General features: G+C 71.6%; 15 protein-coding genes. 6 read left to right on the plus strand and 9 right to left on the minus strand.

What is annotated here, in order from left to right; all coding sequences use genetic code 11:
* Positions 1-77 precede the first annotated feature (77 nt).
* Positions 78-428 carry a hypothetical protein gene (locus BT98_RS0117810; RefSeq protein ID WP_019463047.1) on the plus strand — a complete coding sequence of 117 codons (351 nt, stop codon included), beginning with the start codon at positions 78-80 and terminating at the stop codon, positions 426-428.
* A gap of 358 nt (positions 429-786) precedes the next feature.
* On the opposite strand, the gene BT98_RS0117815 is transcribed toward BT98_RS0117810, so the two are convergent.
* The 5 genes from BT98_RS0117815 to BT98_RS0117835 all read right to left on the minus strand — a co-directional run bounded on the left by BT98_RS0117815 (position 787) and on the right by BT98_RS0117835 (position 6,954).
* Positions 787-1,644: a ParB/RepB/Spo0J family partition protein gene (locus BT98_RS0117815; protein WP_051544320.1), complete on the minus strand. Its 858-nt coding sequence runs from the start codon at positions 1,642-1,644 to the stop codon at positions 787-789.
* 20 nt (positions 1,645-1,664) lie between these two features.
* Positions 1,665-2,549 carry a ParA family protein gene (locus tag BT98_RS0117820; RefSeq protein ID WP_076970316.1) on the minus strand — a complete coding sequence of 295 codons (885 nt, stop codon included), beginning with the start codon at positions 2,547-2,549 and terminating at the stop codon, positions 1,665-1,667.
* A complete protein-coding gene (gene rsmG, locus BT98_RS0117825; protein ID WP_019463050.1) occupies positions 2,536-3,129 on the minus strand; it encodes a 16S rRNA (guanine(527)-N(7))-methyltransferase RsmG in 594 nt (197 codons plus the stop codon). Before rsmG ends, BT98_RS0117820 begins: the two co-directional genes overlap by 14 nt.
* Positions 3,126-5,000 (minus strand): tRNA uridine-5-carboxymethylaminomethyl(34) synthesis enzyme MnmG, encoded by a 1,875-nt coding sequence (mnmG, locus tag BT98_RS0117830; RefSeq protein ID WP_019463051.1) that lies wholly within the window; start codon positions 4,998-5,000, stop codon positions 3,126-3,128. The genes rsmG and mnmG overlap by 4 nt, the downstream gene beginning before the upstream one ends.
* A 370-nt stretch (positions 5,001-5,370) precedes the next feature.
* Positions 5,371-6,954, minus strand: a complete 1,584-nt coding sequence (locus tag BT98_RS0117835) for an ABC transporter substrate-binding protein (RefSeq protein ID WP_019463052.1) — start codon at positions 6,952-6,954, stop codon at positions 5,371-5,373.
* Between the two features lie 239 nt (positions 6,955-7,193).
* On the opposite strand from BT98_RS0117835, the gene BT98_RS0117840 reads away from it, so the two are divergent.
* The gene (locus BT98_RS0117840; RefSeq protein ID WP_019463053.1) at positions 7,194-8,147 is read left to right on the plus strand and encodes an aliphatic sulfonate ABC transporter substrate-binding protein; all 954 of its coding nucleotides are present in this window, start codon (positions 7,194-7,196) and stop codon (positions 8,145-8,147) included.
* 25 nt (positions 8,148-8,172) lie between these two features.
* Entirely contained in the window at positions 8,173-9,330 is a 1,158-nt protein-coding gene (gene ssuD, locus BT98_RS24960; RefSeq protein WP_019463054.1) for an FMNH2-dependent alkanesulfonate monooxygenase, read from the plus strand.
* 257 nt (positions 9,331-9,587) lie between these two features.
* On the opposite strand, the gene BT98_RS0117850 is transcribed toward ssuD, so the two are convergent.
* Positions 9,588-11,189, minus strand: coding sequence for a bifunctional metallophosphatase/5'-nucleotidase (locus tag BT98_RS0117850; RefSeq protein ID WP_037251458.1), 1,602 nt, complete (start codon positions 11,187-11,189; stop codon positions 9,588-9,590).
* Between the two features lie 198 nt (positions 11,190-11,387).
* Here BT98_RS0117850 and BT98_RS0117855 point away from each other — a divergent pair, with 198 nt between their 5' ends.
* The 3 genes from BT98_RS0117855 (at position 11,388) to BT98_RS0117865 (ending at position 13,911) form a co-directional block, all read left to right on the plus strand.
* On the plus strand, positions 11,388-12,299 hold the full coding sequence (locus BT98_RS0117855; protein ID WP_019463056.1) for a sulfite exporter TauE/SafE family protein: 912 nt from the start codon (positions 11,388-11,390) through the stop codon (positions 12,297-12,299).
* 115 nt (positions 12,300-12,414) lie between these two features.
* The gene (locus BT98_RS24965; protein ID WP_157223135.1) at positions 12,415-13,212 is read left to right on the plus strand and encodes a TIGR02186 family protein; all 798 of its coding nucleotides are present in this window, start codon (positions 12,415-12,417) and stop codon (positions 13,210-13,212) included.
* 132 nt (positions 13,213-13,344) lie between these two features.
* A complete protein-coding gene (locus tag BT98_RS0117865; RefSeq protein WP_019463058.1) occupies positions 13,345-13,911 on the plus strand; it encodes a NifU family protein in 567 nt (188 codons plus the stop codon).
* Between the two features lie 42 nt (positions 13,912-13,953).
* On the opposite strand, the gene BT98_RS0117870 is transcribed toward BT98_RS0117865, so the two are convergent.
* The 3 genes from BT98_RS0117870 to BT98_RS0117880 all read right to left on the minus strand — a co-directional run bounded on the left by BT98_RS0117870 (position 13,954) and on the right by BT98_RS0117880 (position 17,682).
* Positions 13,954-14,931 carry a quinone oxidoreductase family protein gene (locus tag BT98_RS0117870; RefSeq protein ID WP_019463059.1) on the minus strand — a complete coding sequence of 326 codons (978 nt, stop codon included), beginning with the start codon at positions 14,929-14,931 and terminating at the stop codon, positions 13,954-13,956.
* A complete protein-coding gene (locus tag BT98_RS0117875) occupies positions 14,928-15,392 on the minus strand; it encodes a methylated-DNA--[protein]-cysteine S-methyltransferase (RefSeq protein WP_026033551.1) in 465 nt (154 codons plus the stop codon). Before BT98_RS0117875 ends, BT98_RS0117870 begins: the two co-directional genes overlap by 4 nt.
* A gap of 265 nt (positions 15,393-15,657) precedes the next feature.
* Positions 15,658-17,682 carry a thioredoxin domain-containing protein gene (locus BT98_RS0117880; protein ID WP_019463061.1) on the minus strand — a complete coding sequence of 675 codons (2,025 nt, stop codon included), beginning with the start codon at positions 17,680-17,682 and terminating at the stop codon, positions 15,658-15,660.
* Positions 17,683-18,060: the final 378 nt, after the last annotated feature.

The following is an 18,060-nucleotide window of genomic DNA, read 5'->3' on the forward strand; positions in this document are numbered from 1 at the left end:
CCGATACAGCCGCGCCCGGAGAAAGCCTGCATCCTGCCCGGCACGTTCGGTCATCCCTGCCGAGCCCGGAGCCAGACATGCGCGAAGCCCTGACGCATTCCCAGCCGGTCCCCCTGGAGCCTGAAGGGCCGGTTCCGGCCCTGGCCGTCAGGGGAGCCACTGTCCTGCCCTCCGCGGAGGAGGCAGAGGCCCGGCTGGTCCGGGACTGGCTGGTGGTCGAAGGCATCCAGCGGCTCCTGGAGGAGCTGCATCCGGATATGCTGGAGCTCTTCGGGGATGTGCTGGAACAGGCGGCCCGCGATCTCCGCACCCGCTCCACCGGACCGCGCCTGCCGGAACCCCTGGCGGCGCGGAAAGCGGAAGGCGTCCGGCCCCGGGGCAGGGGACGGGCGGCACAGGCCCCACGCGTCCGGCCCCCGCTCATCTGACCCCTGCTGGTGAGTGTTGCGCTTCGTGGCTGACCGCCGGGGGAGAGGCTCTGCCTCTCGCCCCGGACCCCCTCTCCGCCAGGGACCGAAGCCGGTCCCCGGACCCCGGGCTTGCGTTGGCGCTGGTGGTAACCGTTACCCTGCGGCCTGATCCCTGGGAGCAGGTGGAGAGGCGGGGCTCCCGAAAAGAAAGATACCGTGTCCACGCGGGTGGCACCGGCAGTCCGCCGGAGAGCGATGCTCTCCGGCGCGATCCGGCGTCAGCGAGCGCCAGCGAACCGGGTCCAGGGCCCGCAGGGTCCTGGCGGATAGGGGGTCCGGGGGAAAGGCGCCGCCTTTCCCCTGGGAGGGTGCAACGTCAGGCGTCGCCCGGATGCGGTGCCGTGCCTGGTTTCAGCAGGCGCAGGACGCTTTCGAGCTGGTCGAGGTCCCGCCAGGACAGGACGAGCTTGCCGCCCTTGCCGGAACGCCGGATGGCCACGCCGAGGCCGAGGCGCTCGCCCAGGTCCTTTTCCAGCGCCTTGGTTTCCGGGTCCGACACCGTGCGGGCGGCATTGGGCCTGGCCGGGGTGGCGGCGGCCAGGGCCTCGGTCTGGCGGACGTTCAGCCCCCGGGTCACCACCTGTTCGGCCAGGGCCACGGGGTCGTCGGCGGTCAGCAGGGCGCGGGCGTGGCCGGCGGTGAGGGAGCCGGAGGAGAGCAGGGCGCGCACCTTGTCCGGCAGGTTCAGCAGGCGCAGCGTGTTGGCGACATGGCTGCGGCTCTTGCCCACCGCCTGGCCCAGCGTTTCCTGCTTCAGGCCGAAATCGTCGAGCAGGCGCTGGTAGCCGATCGCCTCCTCCAGCGGGTTCAGATCCTCGCGCTGCAGGTTCTCCACAAGGCCGGCCGCCATGGCGGTGCGGTCGTCGAAGTCGCGGACGACGACCGGCACCTCGTGCTGCTTGGCGAGCTGCGCCGCGCGCCAGCGGCGCTCGCCGCCGATGATCTGCCAGACGCCGCTGGTCCCGGGCTTCGGCCGCACCAGGATCGGCTGCAGGATGCCGTGCTCCCGGATGGATTCCGCCAGCTCCTGCAGAGCCTCCTGTTCCATCGGGCCGCGCGGCTGGAAGGGGCCGGGCTCCAGCGCCTCGATCGGCAGCATGCGCTGGTGGTCGCTGGGGGAGGCGGTGGCGGCGACGGCGACGGGGGCATCACCCAGCAGGGCCGACAGGCCCATGCCGAGACGGGCAGGCTTCTTCACGGGGTCTCCTTCTCGGCGGCTTTTTCCTCCTCGGGAGCAGGGCCTGCCGTGCGCTTGCGGGCGCGTTCGCGCTTCAGCAGCTCGGCGGCGAGGCGGATATAGGCCTGTGCGCCCGCCGAGCGGGAATCGTAGAGGATCACCGGCAACCCGTGGGAGGGCGCCTCGCTGACCCGGACATTGCGGGGGATGGTGGTCTCGAAGACCTTGTCCTTGAAGAAGGAGCGCACATCGGCACCGACCAGTTCGGACAGGTTGTTGCGCCGGTCCACCATGGTCAGGACGATGCCTTCCAGCTCCAGCGCCGGGTTCAGGCCGCGCCGGACGCGGTCCAGCGTGCGGGCGATCTGGGAGACGCCTTCCAGCGCGAAGAACTCGGCCTGCAGCGGCACCAGCACGGAATGCGCGGCGACCAGCGCGTTCAGCGTCACCAGCCCCAGCGAGGGCGGGCAGTCGAAGATGATGCGGTCGTAGTCCTTCAGCACCTCGCCTCCGGCATCGAGCGCATCGACGAGGCGGCGCTCGCGCTTCTCCTCGTTCACCAGCTCGACCTCCGCCGCCGCGAGATCGGCATCGGCGGGGAGGAGGGAGAGGTTGGGGATCTGCGTCGGGGCGATCACCTCGGCGAGGGTCTTCTGGCCGGTGAGCAGAGCATAGGTGCCGGCGCCGCGCTGGGCGCGCGGGCTGCCGAGGCCGGTGGAGGCGTTGCCCTGCGGATCGAGGTCGATCAGCAGCACCCGTTCGGTGGAGGCCAGGGCGGTGGCGAGGTTCACCGCGGTCGTGGTCTTGCCCACGCCACCCTTCTGGTTGGCGAGGGCGAGGCGGTGGGCCGGTCGGGAGGAGCCGGGGCCACGCCGCCGGGGAGAGTTATCAGAGGCCGGCACGTCGTATCCCGGAGATGCGGAGAAGAGTGGCGGAAGGGTCGGTCCCGCTGGGGAACCGTTCCACCGCCATGGACCATGAGGGGGTGGCCTCGGTCAACTCGGCCTCGGCGGTTTTGCCTTTCGGAAACAAGGCAATGCCCTCCGGCGCCAGGAAGCGCGCGGCATAGGGCAGCAGCAGCCTGAGCGGCGCCAGCGCCCGGGCGGTCAGAACGCCCAGCGGGGGGAGGGTGGTGTCCTCGATCCGGCGTGGGTGCACGGTGACGTTGGTGGCGCCCAGCTCTCCCGCCACGGCCTGGAGGAAGGCGGATTTGCGCTTGTCCGACTCCACGAGGTTCCAGAGTCGCCCGGGCTCGGCCAGGGCCAGCACCATCCCAGGCAGCCCGCCGCCCGAGCCCAGATCGGCAGCGGGGGCCTGGTTGCCGGGAAGGAGGGGGAGGAGCTGGAGCGAGTCCTCGATATGCCGGGTGCGGAAGGCAGCGGCGTCGCGCGGGGCGATCAGGTTGATCCGCTCGTTCCAGCGCAGCAGCATCGCGGCATAGGCATCCAGCCGTTCCCGCGTTTCACGTGGAACCGGGATCATGCCGCCACCCCGCGCGGCTTCTCGGACAAGCGCCGCAGATGCCCGGCCAGCGCGGCGACGCCCGCCGGGGTGATGCCCGGCACGCGCCCGGCGATGCCCAGCGTGGCGGGACGGGCGGCGTCGAGCCGCTGGCGCATTTCGGTGGAAAGGCCAGGGACCATGGCGAAATCCAGATCTTCGGGAATACGGAGACGCTCCTCCCGTTCCAGCAGGCGCATCTCGGCCTCTTGCCGACGCAGATAGGGGGCATAGAGCGCCTCGGCCTCCATCTGAGCCAGCACGGCCGGAGCGAGACCGCGCAGCCACGGGAAGGCGAGGCCGGCATCCGTGCCGGGCAGGGCGAGCACCTCCAGCACCGTGCGCCGCTTGCCGTCCTCGTTCACCGGGATGCCGGCGGCGTTCAGGGCGCTGGGCGTGGCGCTCTCGGTGCGGGCGCGTTGCAGCGCCGCCTCGACCGCCCGGCCGAAGCCGGCGAAGCGGGCGGCGCGTTCCGGCCCGACGCAACCCCAGCGCAGGCCGAGCGCGGTCAGCCGCAGCCCGGCATTGTCGGCTCGCAGCGAGAGGCGGTGCTCGGCCCGCGCCGTCAGCATGCGGTAGGGCTCGCTCACCCCCTGGGTGGTCAGGTCGTCCACCAGCACGCCGAGATAGGCTTCGGAGCGGAGCAGCAGGCGGTCCTCCCGGAGCCCCCCGGCCCGGGCGGCGGCGTTGAGCCCGGCCAGCAGCCCCTGCGCGGCCGCTTCCTCATAGCCGGTGGTGCCGTTGACCTGCCCTGCCAGGAAGAGACCGGGCACCGACTTGGCCTCCAGCGTCGGGCGCAGGGCACGCGGGTCGAAGAAATCGTATTCCACCGCATAGCCGGGGCGCAGGATCACCGCCCGCTCCAGCCCTGGGATGGTCGCGATCATCGCCGCCTGGACTTCCGCCGGCAGGCTGGTGGAGATGCCGTTGGGATAGACGGTCGGGTCGTCCAGCCCCTCCGGCTCCAGGAAGATCTGGTGCCGCTCCCGCTCCGCGAAGCGTACCACCTTGTCCTCGATGGAGGGGCAGTAGCGCGGGCCGCGGCCGGTGATCTGGCCGGAATGGATCGGTGCCTCGTGCAGCCTGGCGCGGATCAGCGCATGGGTTTCCGGGGTGGTGGCAGTGATGCCGCATTCCACCTGCCGGTTCGCGATCCGCTCCGTCATCCAGGACAGCGGTTCGGGCACCGCGTCGCCCGGCTGCATCTCCAGCGCGGCCCAGTCGATCGTCCGCCCGTCCAGGCGTGGCGGCGTGCCGGTCTTCAGCCGGGCGGTCGGCAGGCCCAGCGCCTCCAGCGCCAGGGCCAGCCCGACCGAGGGCGCATCGCCGACCCGGCCGGCGGCCTCGCGGCGCCGCCCGACGTGGATCTCCCCGCGCAGGAAGGTCCCGGCCGTCACCACCAGCGCGCCGCAGCGCAGCCGCGCGCCATCCGACAGCAGCACGGCCGAGACGGCGCCGGAGGCATCGCGTTCCAGCCCCTCCGCCGCACCTTCGCGCAGGGTGAGGCCCGGCACCGCCCGCAGCAGGCCCTGCACGGCGGTGCGGTAGAGCGCCCGGTCGGCCTGGGCACGCGGCCCGCGCACCGCCGGTCCCTTGCTGGCGTTCAGCAGCTTGAAATGGATGCCTGCCGCATCGGCGGCCCGGCCCATGATGCCGTCCAGCGCATCGACCTCGCGCACCAGATGCCCCTTGCCGACCCCGCCGATCGCCGGGTTGCAGGACATCTCTCCCAGCCGGTCCAGCCGGTGGGTCAGCAGCAGCGTGCGCGCCCCGCAGCGCGCGGCGGCGGCGGCAGCCTCGGTGCCGGCATGGCCGCCACCCACCACCACAACATCCCAGAAGCTCTCACTCATGCGGGCCCGTATAGCGCTAGGGCCGGGCCGGTGCATCCTCCTTGGCAGGGGGAAGGCTGGTGGTTGCCCGCCGGGGGAGAGGCGCTGCCTCTCCGCCCGGACCCCTCTCCGCCGGGGACCGAAGCCGCTCCCCGGGCCCCGGGGCTTGCGTTGGCTCTGCTGGTGGCTGTTGCCCTGCGGCCTGACCCTTGGGAGCAGGTGGCAACGCGGGGGCCGCGAAAAGAAGAGAAACACCGTCTCCGCGCTGGCGGCGCGGTCCGATCACCGGAAGAACCAACTCACCGGGTCCAGGGCGCGCAGCGTCCTGGCGGATGAGGGGGGCCGGGGGAAAAGGCGGAGCCTTGTCCCCCGAGGAGGAGCGACGCCAGCCTTATTTCTTCTCGACGTTCCAGAAGGTCAGCACCGGCCCCGGCACGAAGCCGGAGACGTTGCTGCGGCGGGTGTAGGGCTGGTCGAACTGGCCGAGGAGGCGGTAGGGCTGCACTTCGGTCAGGCGCTTGTGCAGGGCGACCACCGCCTTCTGCTGCGCCTCCGGTCCGATCGCCTCGACATAGGCGTTGCGCAGGCGCTCGGCCTCCGCGTCGCAGGGCCAGCCGGCCCAGGCGCGGTCGCAGGCCATGTTCGTGCCGATATTGGTGATCGGCGACTGCATGGTGGCGGCGGAGGCGAAGGTGACGAAGAGGTTCCAGCCGCCCTGGTCCGGCGGGTCCTTCTTCGGCTGGCGGGAGGTCACGGTGCCCCAGTCCTGGAACTGGACATCCACGTTCATGCCGCCTTCCTTGAGGTTGGCGGCGGCGACCTCGGCCATGCGGCCGATGGCGGGAATGTCGTTGGTGGTGATCAGCACCACCTTCTCGCCCTTGTAGCCGGCCTCGGCCAGGAGCTGCTTCGCCCGGGCGACGTTCGGCTTGGCATAGGGCTCGGAACCGGCCTCCGTACCGTTCGGGCTGCCGCAGACGAAATAGCTGCCGCAGGTCTTCCACCACTTCTCGTCGCCCACCCCGGCCGCCAGCGCATCCTCCTGGTTCACCAGATAGGCCATGGCCAGCCGCGCCCGCGGGTCGTTGAAGGGCGGGAAGAGGTGGTTCGGGCGCAGCATCGCCTGGTTGGTGGTGTACTTGTCCACCACGATGCCCCGCGCGCCTTCCAGCATCGGCAGGAGGTCCTGGGCCGGCTGCTCCCAGACGTCGATCTCGCCCGTCCGCAGGGCCGAGGCTGCCGTGGCCGGGTCGGGCATGATGTGCCATTCGACGCGGTCCAGCTTCACCACCCGGCCGCCGGCCAGCCCATCGGGCGGCTCGGCGCGGGGAACGTAGTCCGGGTTGCGGTCGTAGACGACCAGCGCCCCGGGCCGCCAGGCCTCCTTGTTGAAGCGGAAGGGGCCGGAGCCGATCGCTGTCGTGACCGGCGTGGTGGGATCGGTCCGCGCATCGGCCTCGCGCATGATCGCGGGAATCTGCCCGACCGCCGAGCCCAGCATGAAGGGCACGCTGCCGGTCGGCCTGTTCAGCTTCAGCGTGAAGCTGCGGTCGTCCACCGCCTCCAGCGAGGCGGTGTATTCGCGCAGCTTGGCGCCCGCCGTGTCGCGCGCCATCCAGCGGTTCAGCGAGGCCACCACGTCGCGCGAGGTCACCGGCTGCCCATCGTGGAACTTCAGCCCGTCGCGGAGATGGAAGCTCCAGGTCAGGTTGTCGGGCGAGGTCTCGAACCGATCCACCATCTGCGGCTTCGGCTGGAGCTGCGAATCCCAGGAGAAGAGCGTCTCGTAGATCATCGTCCCGTGGATACGGGTGATGAGGATCGAGGCCACCACCGGGTCCAGCGTGCGCAGATCGGCATGCGGCGCCACGCGCAGCACCTTGTCGGGCGTGGTCTGGGCCTGGGCGGGGAAGACCAGGGAAAGGGCGAGGGGCGCTGCGGCCATCAAGGCGGCGGCGCGACGGGAAAGGGTCATCGGCGGAGTCCAGAAGGTTCTTCCAGCGGCACGAGTGCATCACCCGCCCGCCCTGGTGTCCATGACCCCGCCGTCATCCGCTGCGAAGGACGGAGATGTTTATTCTCCCGCGCGCCGGAATATTGCACGATAAAACTACGTTCATAAAATTGACCAACGCTTGAACGGCGTGCTTCATCGGAAGCCAAGAAACGGGTGCGGCAGATCCGCCACCCTGGCTTTCCGATGGGGGTTCCGCCATGCCGCCGACACGCCGCCACATGCTCCTCTCGCTGGCCGCCCTCGGCTGCGCCGGGCTGCCGCGTGCCGCCCGGGCCGCGCCGCCGGCAGAATTCCATATCGGCTACCAGAAGATCGGCCTCCTCGTCGTCGCGCGGCAGCAGCACCTGATCGAGCAGCGGCTGGCCGAACCCAGGATTCCCGTCACCTGGTCCGAATTCGCCGCCGGCCCGCCGCTGCTGGAGGCGCTGAACGCCGGCAGCATCGATTTCGGCTATACCGGCGACGCGCCGCCGATCTTCGCGCAATCCGCCGGGGCCGAGCTGGTCTATGTCGCCGCCACCCCGCCCAGCGGTGCGGGCGAGGCCATCATCGTGCGGGACGCCTCGCCGATCCGCTCCGTGGCCGGGCTGCGCGGCCGGCGCGTCGGCTTCACCCGTGGCTCCAGCGCGCACAACCTCACTGTCGCTGCTCTGGAGAAGGCGGGGCTCGCCTATGGCGACATCACGCCCGTCCTGCTGAGCCCGGCCGACGCCGCCGCCGCCTTCGGGCGCGGCGACATCGATGCCTGGACGATCTGGGACCCCTTCCTGGCCCTGGCACAGGCGCGGGAGAAGGTGCGCGTCCTGGCCACGGCGCCGGAGATCGCCCCGACCAACTCCTTCCTGCTCGCCCGCCGCGCCTTCGCCGAGAAGCACCCGCAGGTGATCGTGCAGGCGCTGGAAGGGCTGAAGCAGGCCGCCGCCTGGGCCGCGAGCCACCGGGGCGAGGTCGCCTCGGCCCTGTCCGAAGTGACCGGCGTCGAGATCAAGGCCCAGACCGTGGCCGCCGAACGCACCGATTTCGGCATCCTGCCGCTGAACGACGAGATCATCGCGCACCAGCAGGCCACCGCAGACCGCTTCCTGAAGCTCGGCCTGATCCGCCGCCCCGTCCGGGTGCGCGACGCCGTCTGGACGCCGCCCCGCGCCTGAACCACCCTTTCGACGAGCACCCCGCATGACCGACACGCCGATCCGCTTCTTCTGGTTCATCCCCACCCATGGCGACGGGCGCTACCTCGGCTCCGGGGAGCAGCAGCGCCCGCCCGAGTTCCGCTATTTCCGCGAGGTCGCCCAGGCCGTGGACCGCCTGGGCTACGAGGGCGTGCTGCTGCCCACCGGCCAGAACTGCGAGGACAGCTGGATCACCGCCGCCGGCCTGGCGCCGGCCACGGAGCGGCTGAAGTTCCTCGTGGCGCTGCGCCCCGGCGTCACCACCCCGGCCTTCGCCGCGCGCCAGACCGCGGCGCTGGACCGGCTGGCCGATGGGCGCCTGCTGCTCAACGTCGTGGTCGGCGGCAATCCGCGCGAGCTGGCGGCGGATGGCGTCTTCCTGCCGCATGACGAGCGCTATGCCCAGGCCGCCGAGTTCCTGCGCATCTGGCGCGGGCTGCTGTCCGGCGAGCGGGTGAACCACGACAGCCGGTACTTCCGCATGGAGGACGGGCATCTCGACCTGACCGCCTTGCAGCAGCCCCATCCGCCGCTCTGGTTCGGCGGCTCCTCCGAGGCCGGGCAGGATCTCGCCGCCGAGCAGGTCGAGACCTATCTCACCTGGGGCGAGCCGGTGGCCCAGGTGGCCGAGAAGGTCGAGGCCGTGCGCCGCCGCGCCGCCTTGCGCGGCCGCAGGGTCCGCTTCGGCATTCGCCTGCACTTCATCGTGCGCGAGAACGAGGACGAGGCCTGGAGGGCTGCCGAGACGCTGATCTCCCGCGTGTCCGACAAGGCCATCGAGGTGGCGCAGCAGCGCTTCCTGAAGGAGATGGACAGCGTCGGCCAGCGCCGCATGGCCGAGCTCCATGGCGGCCGCCGCGACCGCCTCGTGGTGGCGCCCAACCTCTGGGCCGGCGTCGGCCTGATCCGCGGCGGCGCCGGCACCGCCCTGGTCGGCACCCCCGCCCAGGTCGCCCAGCGCCTGCGCGAATACCAGCAGGTCGGCATCGAGACGGTGATCGGCTCCGGCTACCCCCATCTGGAGGAAGCCTACCGCGTCGCCGAACTCCTCTTCCCCGCCCTGGGCATCGAGAACCACCGCCAGCGCCGCCAGCACGCCTCCGTCAGCAGCGAATTCGCCACCGCCGAAGCCGCCGAAACCGCCCGCGTCGCGGCGTCCTGAAGAGAGGGTCGGGCCGGGGCCAGAGGGGCTCTGCCCCTCTGGACACCCCGCCCAGGGACGTTAGTCCCTGGGAACCCTGTGAGCGCTCCGCGAGGAGGGGAACGGGATGCCGGTCACCATCTGGCGAAACGGCGGTCAGCTCCTCCTCGCGGAGCGCTCATGGCGGGGTTTCGGAGGGATACCATCCCCCTGAGCGGAGGGTCCGGGGTCGGGGCACTGCCCCGACGAGCCTCCCGGAGCGCCACGCCAGACCCCCTTCAGCTCCCGCGGGCGAGGCGGCCGTCGATGCCGGGGAGGGGTTTGCCGGCGGAGAGGTAGTCGATCAGGGCATCCTCCAGCGGCGCACCGTTGTCATAATGTTCCAGCGCCTTGTCGCGGAAGCTGTCATAGCCGTCGCCGCCCTGGCGCATGAAGTTGTTGGTGACGATGCGATAGGCCTTCTCGGGGTCATAGGGCTTGCCGCCGATCTCCAGGCTCACGACGCGTTCGCCGGGCGGGCGCTGGATGTTCCAGACCACGCGCATCCCGGCCACCTGCGGGAAGCGACCGATGCTTTCCGGGGCGCGGGAAAGGCCATTCTCCAGCGCGGCCTTGATGTCCGACCCCTTCAGCGTCGCGGTGGCCAGGGTGTTGTTGAAGGGCAGCATGGCCAGGATGTCGCCCATGGTCACCGTGCCCTCCACCAGCCCGGTGCGCATGCCGCCGCCATTGGTGATGGCGGCATCGGCCTTCGGCATGGCGGCCAGCATGGCATCGGCCATCAGGTTGCCCAGGGCGCATTCGCCGGTGCGGCAGCTCTCGTTGCTCAGCGTCGCCGGCATCGTGGTCACCGGCTTGCGGCGCAGCTCCTCCAGCGGCCTGGCATAGGTGGCGACGATGGCAGCGACCGCCGGGTCGGGGGCGACGTCCATGGTCAGCTCGCGCATCAGCCCGCGATGCGACAGCACGCGGCCCTCCGGCGAGAGGTCGAGGTCCAGCCGGCCGAGATAGCGGCTGTAGCAGCCCGCCTGCACGATGCGGACGAGGCCCGCCGGCCCCTGCTCCATCACCGGGTCCGGGCCCTCCGCCCCGTCCAGCCCATTGGCCAGCAGCGTGTGCGAATGGCCGCCGACGATCAGGTCGATGCCCGCCACGTCGCGCGCCAGCTTGCGGTCGGACTCCAGGCCGAGATGCGACAGCACCAGCACCGTGGCGGCGCCTTGGGCACGGAGTTGCGGCAGAACGCGCTCCACCGCCGCGGCCGGGTCGCCGAAGCGCACCGTGGGGCCGGCGGAGGAGGTGACCGCCGTCTCCGGGGTGGTGAGGCCGATCACCGCCACCTTGCGCCCGCCGGCCTCCAGCATGGTCCAGGGGATCACGCGGTCGCGCAGCGCCGGCTCGTCCGCGAGGTCGAGATTGGCGGAGACGACCGGAAAGGGCAGCCGCTCCAGGTAGCGCGCGAGATTGGCCGGGCCGTTGTCGAACTCGTGGTTGCCCAGGGTCATGGCCTGGACGCCGTTGGCCACCTGCACCGCCGCCTCGGTCGCGCCGCGATGGAGGGTATAGAACAGCGTGCCGGTGAACTCGTCGCCGGCATCGAGCGTCAGCGGCGCATAGCCATCCGCCGTGGCGGCGGCCCGGGCCTCGCGGATCGCGGTGGCCAGCCGGGCAGCGCCGCCGAAGCAGGTCTTGCCTTCCCGGCAGGCCGCGCCGCCCGCCACGATCGGATCGTGGTGCGAATGGAAATCGTTGAAATGCACGATCGACACGCGCCCGGCGGGCTCCGCCTGCGCCCGCCGGATGCCCGGCATGGCCAGGGCGGGGAGAGCCAGCGAGGCGCCGAGCAGGCGGCGTCGGGAAAGGGAGAAGGTTTGGGGCACCAGGGAACCTCCGGGCCGCAAGCCAACGCGGCCGTCTTTGCCGATCCTTAGCCGAAAACCCGCCACGATTCGAAGATTGGATCGGCAAGCCACAGGGGGCAGGATTCCGTCCGGCCTCCCGTCGCCATGTGTCAACCAGAGCCTGGTTCTGGGCTATGGCTTGTGGGTCATGCCCCGGGCGGGGATGCGGGGAATCGGATGCAGGTCTATCTGCCGATCGCCGAAATGTCGGTGGATGCGCTTCTGCTGCTGGGGATCGGCGGTGGCGTCGGCTTTCTGTCGGGGCTGTTCGGCGTGGGCGGCGGCTTCCTGCTGACGCCGATCCTGATCCTGATCGGCATCCCCTCCCCCGTCGCCGTCGCCTCCGGCGCCAACCAGACGCTGGGCGCCTCCGTCTCCGGCCTGATCGCGCAGTGGCGGCGCGGCAATGTCGATATCCGCATGGGGCTGGTGCTGCTGGCGGGCGGCCTGACCGGCTCCACGCTCGGCACGCAGCTCTTCGTGCTGCTGCGGCGGATGGGCCAGGCGGACCTGGTCGTGTCGCTCTTCTACATCGTCGTGCTGGGCTCGGTCGGGGCGCTGATGGTGCGCGAGAGCGTGCGCGCCATCCTGCGCCGCCGCGCGGGCATCGTGCCGAAGCGGCTGCACCAGCATTCCTGGGCGCATGGCCTGCCGCTCAAGATCCGCTTCCGCAAGTCGCGCCTCTACATGTCCGCCATCCCGCCCTTCGCCGTGGGGGCAGGGATCGGCCTGCTCTCGGCCATCATGGGCGTGGGCGGCGGCTTCATGCTGGTGCCGGCGATGATCTACCTGCTCGGCATCCCGACCTCCGTCACCATCGGCACCTCGCTCTTCCAGGTCACCTTCGTCACCGCCAGCGTGACGCTGCTGCAGGCGTTGCAGACCGGCTCGGTGGATATCGTGCTGACGCTGCTGCTGCTGCTGGGCGGCGTGGCCGGGGCGCAGTTCGGGGCCGCCTGGGGCAACCGGCTGCGGGGCGAGGAAATGCGCGCCCTGCTCGGCTCGCTGGTGCTGACGGTGGCGCTCAGCCTGCTGTGGGAACTGCTGCGCACGCCCGACAGCCTCTATGCCATCGGTCCCGTGCGGTGAAAGCCGGCGGGATGGGAAAGCCGGCCAGGAGGATGGGCTGGACGGTGGCGCGCGGGTCGTGAGATTCGGCGGTTCGGAACAAGGCAAGGCCCGGCAGGGGCCCGCCCCGCGCCGGGTGGCCGTGACATGCGCGCTGGCGGCCTTTCTGCTGCCTGTCCTGTTGTCGGGCACCCTTTCGGCCCAGCCGGTGCCCCCCCTGCCGCCGCCGCCGCCGGCGCCCCCCCCGCTGCAAGGGTCCCCGGCGCTGGTCACCCAACTCGGCCAGCCCAGCGTGGAGGTCACCACCGCCTTCGCCGGCACCGACGTGCTGGTCTTCGGCGCCACCGAGCGTCCCATTGGCCCCTCGGGCGACAACGTCATCGTGGTGGGACAGGGCCCGGCGCAGTCGCAGGTCGTTCGCCGCCGGACCCGCGTGCTCGGGGCCTGGATCAACGGCCGCTCCGCCCGCTTCGACGACGTGCCCTCCTGGTATGCGCTGACCGGCACGGAACCGCTCCGGAGCCTGTTGGGCCAGGACGAGCGCCGCGCCCTGCAACTCGGCCTGAACGCCCTGGCCCGTCGCGTCCAGGGCAGCAGCGACCCGGATTTCCGGCAGGCACTGGTGGACCGCAAGGTGGCGGCCGATCTCTGGCAGGAAGACAAGGCACCCGTCCAGGTCTCCGGTGGCCGGCTTTTCCACGCCCGGCTGTCGCTGCCCTCCATCGTGCCGCCCGGGAGCTACTTCGTGCAGGTGCTGCTGGTGCGCGAGGGACGGGTCGTGGCGCGGCAGGAGCTGCCCTTCGAGGTGCGGCGCGTCGGCACCGCAGCCGAGATCACCACCGTCTCGCACGAGCAGCCGCTGCTCTATGGCCTGGCCTGCATCGCCCTGGCTGCCTTCGCCGGCTGGATCGGCAGCGTCATCTTCCGGCGATGAACGCCGTTTCCCGGTGGCGGGGAGCCGCCACGGAGCACCCCTTGCCGTGCATGGCCGATCCGATCCGCCGAGAAACCATGTTGCACCGGGCGGCGGACGGGGCCACATGCCGCGCGAAGGGAACCCGCCGCCATGTTCATCGAGACCGAATCCACCCCCAATCCCGCCACGCTGAAGTTCCTGCCCGGCCAGGACGTGATGGGCGCGCGCGGCACCGCCGACTTCCCCGATGCGGAGCAGGCGGCCCGTTCCCCGCTGGCGGAGCGGCTTTTCCGGCTGGAGGGCGTGGCGCGGGTCTTCCTGGGCGCCGATTTCGTGACCGTCACCAAGGGCGAGGACGCCGAATGGCAGGGCCTGCGCCCGCAGGTGCTGGGCGCGCTGATGGAGCACCTGATGGCCGGCCGCCCGATCCTGGCCGGAGAGCCCGTCGAGGCCGTCGAGGAGGAGGACACCGATCCCGCCGATGCCGAGGTGGTGGCCCAGATCAAGGAGCTGCTGGACACCCGCGTCCGCCCGGCGGTGGCCGGCGATGGCGGCGACATCGTGTTCCGCGGCTTCCGTGACGGCATCGTGCGCCTGCACATGCAGGGCGCCTGCTCCGGCTGCCCGTCTTCCCGCGCCACGCTGAAGCACGGCGTCGAAACGATGCTGCGGCATTATGTGCCGGAGGTTGTGGCGGTGGAGCAGGTCGAGGCCTGACCGCTCCTGGCCCGGCCCCGGGAGCGGGGTCGGGGCCGGCGTTCAGCCGGGGATGAAGACGGTGCTGCCGGTGGTGCGGCGGGCCTCCAGCGCGCGATGCGCCTCCGCCGCGTCGTGCAGCGGCCAGTGCTGGTTCACCACGATCTCGACCTTGCCGGTTTCCACCGCCTCGAAAAGGCTGTTCGCGCTGGCCACCATGTCGGCGCGTTTCGCCGTATAGGTCGACAGCGTCGGCCGCGTCAGGAAGAGCGATCCCTTGGCCGCCAGCAGGCCGGGATCGACCGGCGGCACGGGGCCGGAGGCATTGCCGTAGGTGACCATGGTGCCGAGCGGCGCCAGGCAGTCCAGCGAAGCCATGAAACTGTCCTTGCCGACGCTGTCATAGACGACCGGCAGCATCGCGCCGCCGGTGATCTCCTTGACCCGCTGCGGCAGGTCCTCGTCCGGCAGGATCACGTGCGCGGCGCCATGCGCCCGGGCGAGCTCGGCCTTTTCCGGCGCGCCGACCGTGCCGATCACGGTGCAGCCCAGGGCCTTGGCCCATTGGCACAGGATCAGCCCGACCCCGCCCGCCGCGGCATGGACAAGGATCGTCTGCCCCGCCTTCACCGGGAAGGTCCGGTGCAGCAGGTACTGCGCCGTCATGCCCTGCAGCATCATGGCCGCGGCGGTCTCGTCCGCAATCGCCGGCGGCAGCTTCACCAGCAGGTCGGCGCGCACCACGCGGGCTTCGGAATAGGCGCCGATCGGGCCGGTGCCATAGGCGACTCGGTCGCCGGGGGCGATGTCGGTGACGCCATCGCCCACCGCCTCGACCACGCCCGCCGCCTCCATCCCGATCACTGCCGGCAGGCTGGGCGCCTTGTAGAGCCCGGTCCGGAAATAGACGTCGATGTAGTTCAGCCCGACTGCGGTGTGGCGCACCAGCGCCTCGCCGGGCTTGGGCGCGGGGAGCGGGACCTCCTCCCAGAGCATCTTCTCGGGGCCGCCATATTCATGGATGCGGATGGCATGGTTCATGGGAGGAGTTCCTGAACGAAGGCGGCTTCGAGGCGGAGGAGGTAGCGCTTGGTCTCCGCGCCTCCCTCGCCGGAATAGCCGCCGAGCCGGCCGCTGGCGGCGACCACACGGTGGCAGGGGATGATGATCGGGATCGGATTGGCGCCGCAGGCCATGCCCACGGCCCGTGCGGAGGAGTTCAGTGTCCTGGCGATCTCGCCGTAGCGGGCGGTGCGTCCGGGCGGTATTTCCCGCATGGCCTGCCAGACGCGTTTCTGGAACTCCGTGCCATGGGGGGCGAGCGGCAGGCGGAAATCGCCCCGCTTGCCGTCGAACCATTCATGAAGCTGTTCCCGTGCCTCGGCCAGCAGGGGGGTTACGGTCTGGTCCCTGCCGCGCCCCCAGTCGAGGGCGACGACTTGGCCATCCTCTTCCGACACGGTGAGCTCGCCGAGTGGCGAGTGGAGCGTGAGTTGCGGCATGTCGGGCGGATTGGCCCTCTCCTGCCCGCGATCGTCAAGCTCCCTGGCCGGGATGGCTGCGGCGCGGGAACGCGCCGTGGTGGAATCGGGCCGGATCATTCGCGTGGACCGGGCGTGGAAAGCCGGGGGCAGGTCCTGGGTGGCGAGGCACGATCGGCCTGGGCGCGCCGGCCGGGCGCCCATCCCGGCAAGGCGGGCCGCCGGGCCCGGCCCACGGTCGGAGTGGAAGCGGCATGGCCCGGCCGCCGGAGGCTGGGGCAGGGGATCAGGCCCGGTGCAACTGCGTGACCAGCGCCGCCACCTCCGTCACCGGCAAGCCGCAGCGCCCGGCGGCGCAGAGATAGGCGGCGGGCTCGCCCTCCACCATGTCCTTGCCGGCGGCGGGGTGGCCGGGCGGCAGGGCGTCCGGCTCCGGCGCGCGCAGCACCACCGTGGCCGGGTCCGGCGCCCGCAGCGCGGCGCGCAGCAGGGGCTGCGCCGCGCCCGGCGGCCCGGCCACCACCACGCTCCGGCCGGAAACCAGAAGGTCCGCCGCGCCCAGCAGGGTGGGCATGGCGGTGACGCCGCCTTCCAGCCCGGTGAAGGCCGAGGCCGTGGCCTCCGCCCGCCGGGCCCAGCGGTCCTCGCCGGTCAGGTGGAAGAGCCGGGCCTGGGCCTCGGCCAGCATGCCGTTGCCGTTCGGGCTGGGCCCGTCGCCCGCGCTGCGGGTCCGGTAGGGGACGTCGGCGGCATCCCCGGCACTGCTGAAATAGGCCCCGTCCGGCGCGGCGAAGTGGCGCTCCGCGGCCTCGGCCCAGCCGGCGGCGCGGTCGAGGAAGCCGGCCTCGCCCGTCGCCTCGTGCAGCGCCAGCGCGGCGCGGGCCATGGCGGCGTGGTCTTCCAGCAGCCCGGTGGCGCCAGCCTGGCCGTCCTTCCAGGAATGCAGCAGCCTGCCATCCGGCGCCGCGAGGTCGCGCGCCACCGCCTCGAAGACCCTGCGGGCGAGGTCCAGCCAGTCCGGCCGGTCGAAGACCAGGGCGGCGCGCACCAGTCCGGAAACCATCAGCCCGTTCCAGTCGGCCAGCACCTTGTCGTCCCGCCCCGGCCGCACCCGTGCCGCGCGGGCCTCCAGCAGCCGGGCGCGGGACGCGGCGAGCGCCTTCTCCTGGTCTTCCGGCAGGGGGTCGGGATCGGCGGAGCGGTTCAGCACCACCTTGCCCTCCCAGTTGCCCTCGCTGCCGACGTCATAGACCTCGCGGAACAGTTCGGCGTCCTCGCCCAGCACCGCGTTCACCTCGGCGGCGGTCCAGACATAGAAGCGGCCTTCCTCGCCCTCGCTGTCGGCATCCAGCGCGGCGGCATAGGCGCCGTTGGGGGCGACCATCTCGCGCTCCAGCCAGCCCACCAGCTCCTCCGCCCGGAGGGCGTAGAGGGCGTCCGGCTGCTGCGCATAGGCCAGCGCCAGGAGCTCCAGGAGCTGGGCGTTGTCGTAGAGCATCTTCTCGAAATGCGGCACCAGCCAGACGCCATCCACGGCATAGCGGGCATAGCCGCCGCCGAGATGGTCCCAGATCCCACCCTGGCTCATCCGCCGCAGGAGGAGATGCACGGCCCCGGCGCAGTCCGGGCGTTCCAGCCGCTGCGCCATCTGCAGCAGGAAGCGGAAGATCGGCGCGTTGGGGAATTTCGGCGCCCCGCGCAGCCCGCCCTGCACCGGGTCCTGGATGCCCATCAGCGCCTCGGTCACGCGTTCCAGCAGATCCCGGTCCGGCAGGGCGCCGGGATGGCTGGCGGCGAGCTGCGCCAGGCCCTGGCCCAGCGCGGCGGTGTTCTGGGCGATCTTTTCCGGCTCCCGCGCATAGGTGGCGGCGACGCCGCGCAGCACCTGGCGGAAGGAAGGGCGACCCCAGCGCGGCTCGGGAGGAAAGTAGGTGCCGCCCCAGAAGGGCTCGCCCGCCGGCGTCAGGAACATGGTCAGCGGCCAGCCGCCCTGTTCGCCCAGCAGGTGCAGCGCGTTCATGTAGGCGGCGTCGATGTCGGGCCGTTCCTCGCGGTCCACCTTCACATTGACGAAGAGCTGGTTCATCAGCGCCGCCGTCTCGGGGTCCTCGAAGGATTCATGGGCCATCACATGGCACCAGTGGCAGGCGGCATAGCCCACCGAGAGCAGGATCGGCCGTCCCGTCGCCCGCGCCTCCGCCAGCGCCGCCCCTCCCCAGGGCCGCCAGTGCACGGGGTTTCCCGCATGCTGGAGCAGATAGGGGCTGGCCTCATGGCTCAGCAGGTTCTCGCTCGGATAGGTCTGGCCCATGCCAGCGCACCTAAGGTGCCCCCATCCTTCCCACCAGGGGGGCTCTCGGAGGTTTCGGGCCGGGGCCAGAGGGGCTCCGCCCCTCTGGACACCCCGCCAAGGGACGTTAGTCCCTTGGAACCCTGTGAGCGCTCCGCGAGGAGGGGGGACAGGACACCGGTCGCCGGATGGCATACCGGCGGAACAACCCCCTCCTCGCGGAGCGCTCATGGCGGGGTCTCGGGGGGATACCATCCCCCTGAGCGGCCCCTCCTTCAGCAAAGGGTCCGGGAGGCAGAGCCTCCCGGTTCCCAGGCCAGATCCTCGAAGAGCAACCCCTGGGGAAGTCATGAGCACGGCGGACACGATCTTTGCGCTGGCGACGGGGGCCGGGCGTTC

Source organism: Roseomonas mucosa ATCC BAA-692 (genome assembly GCF_000622225.1).
Classification (GTDB): domain Bacteria; phylum Pseudomonadota; class Alphaproteobacteria; order Acetobacterales; family Acetobacteraceae; genus Roseomonas; species Roseomonas mucosa.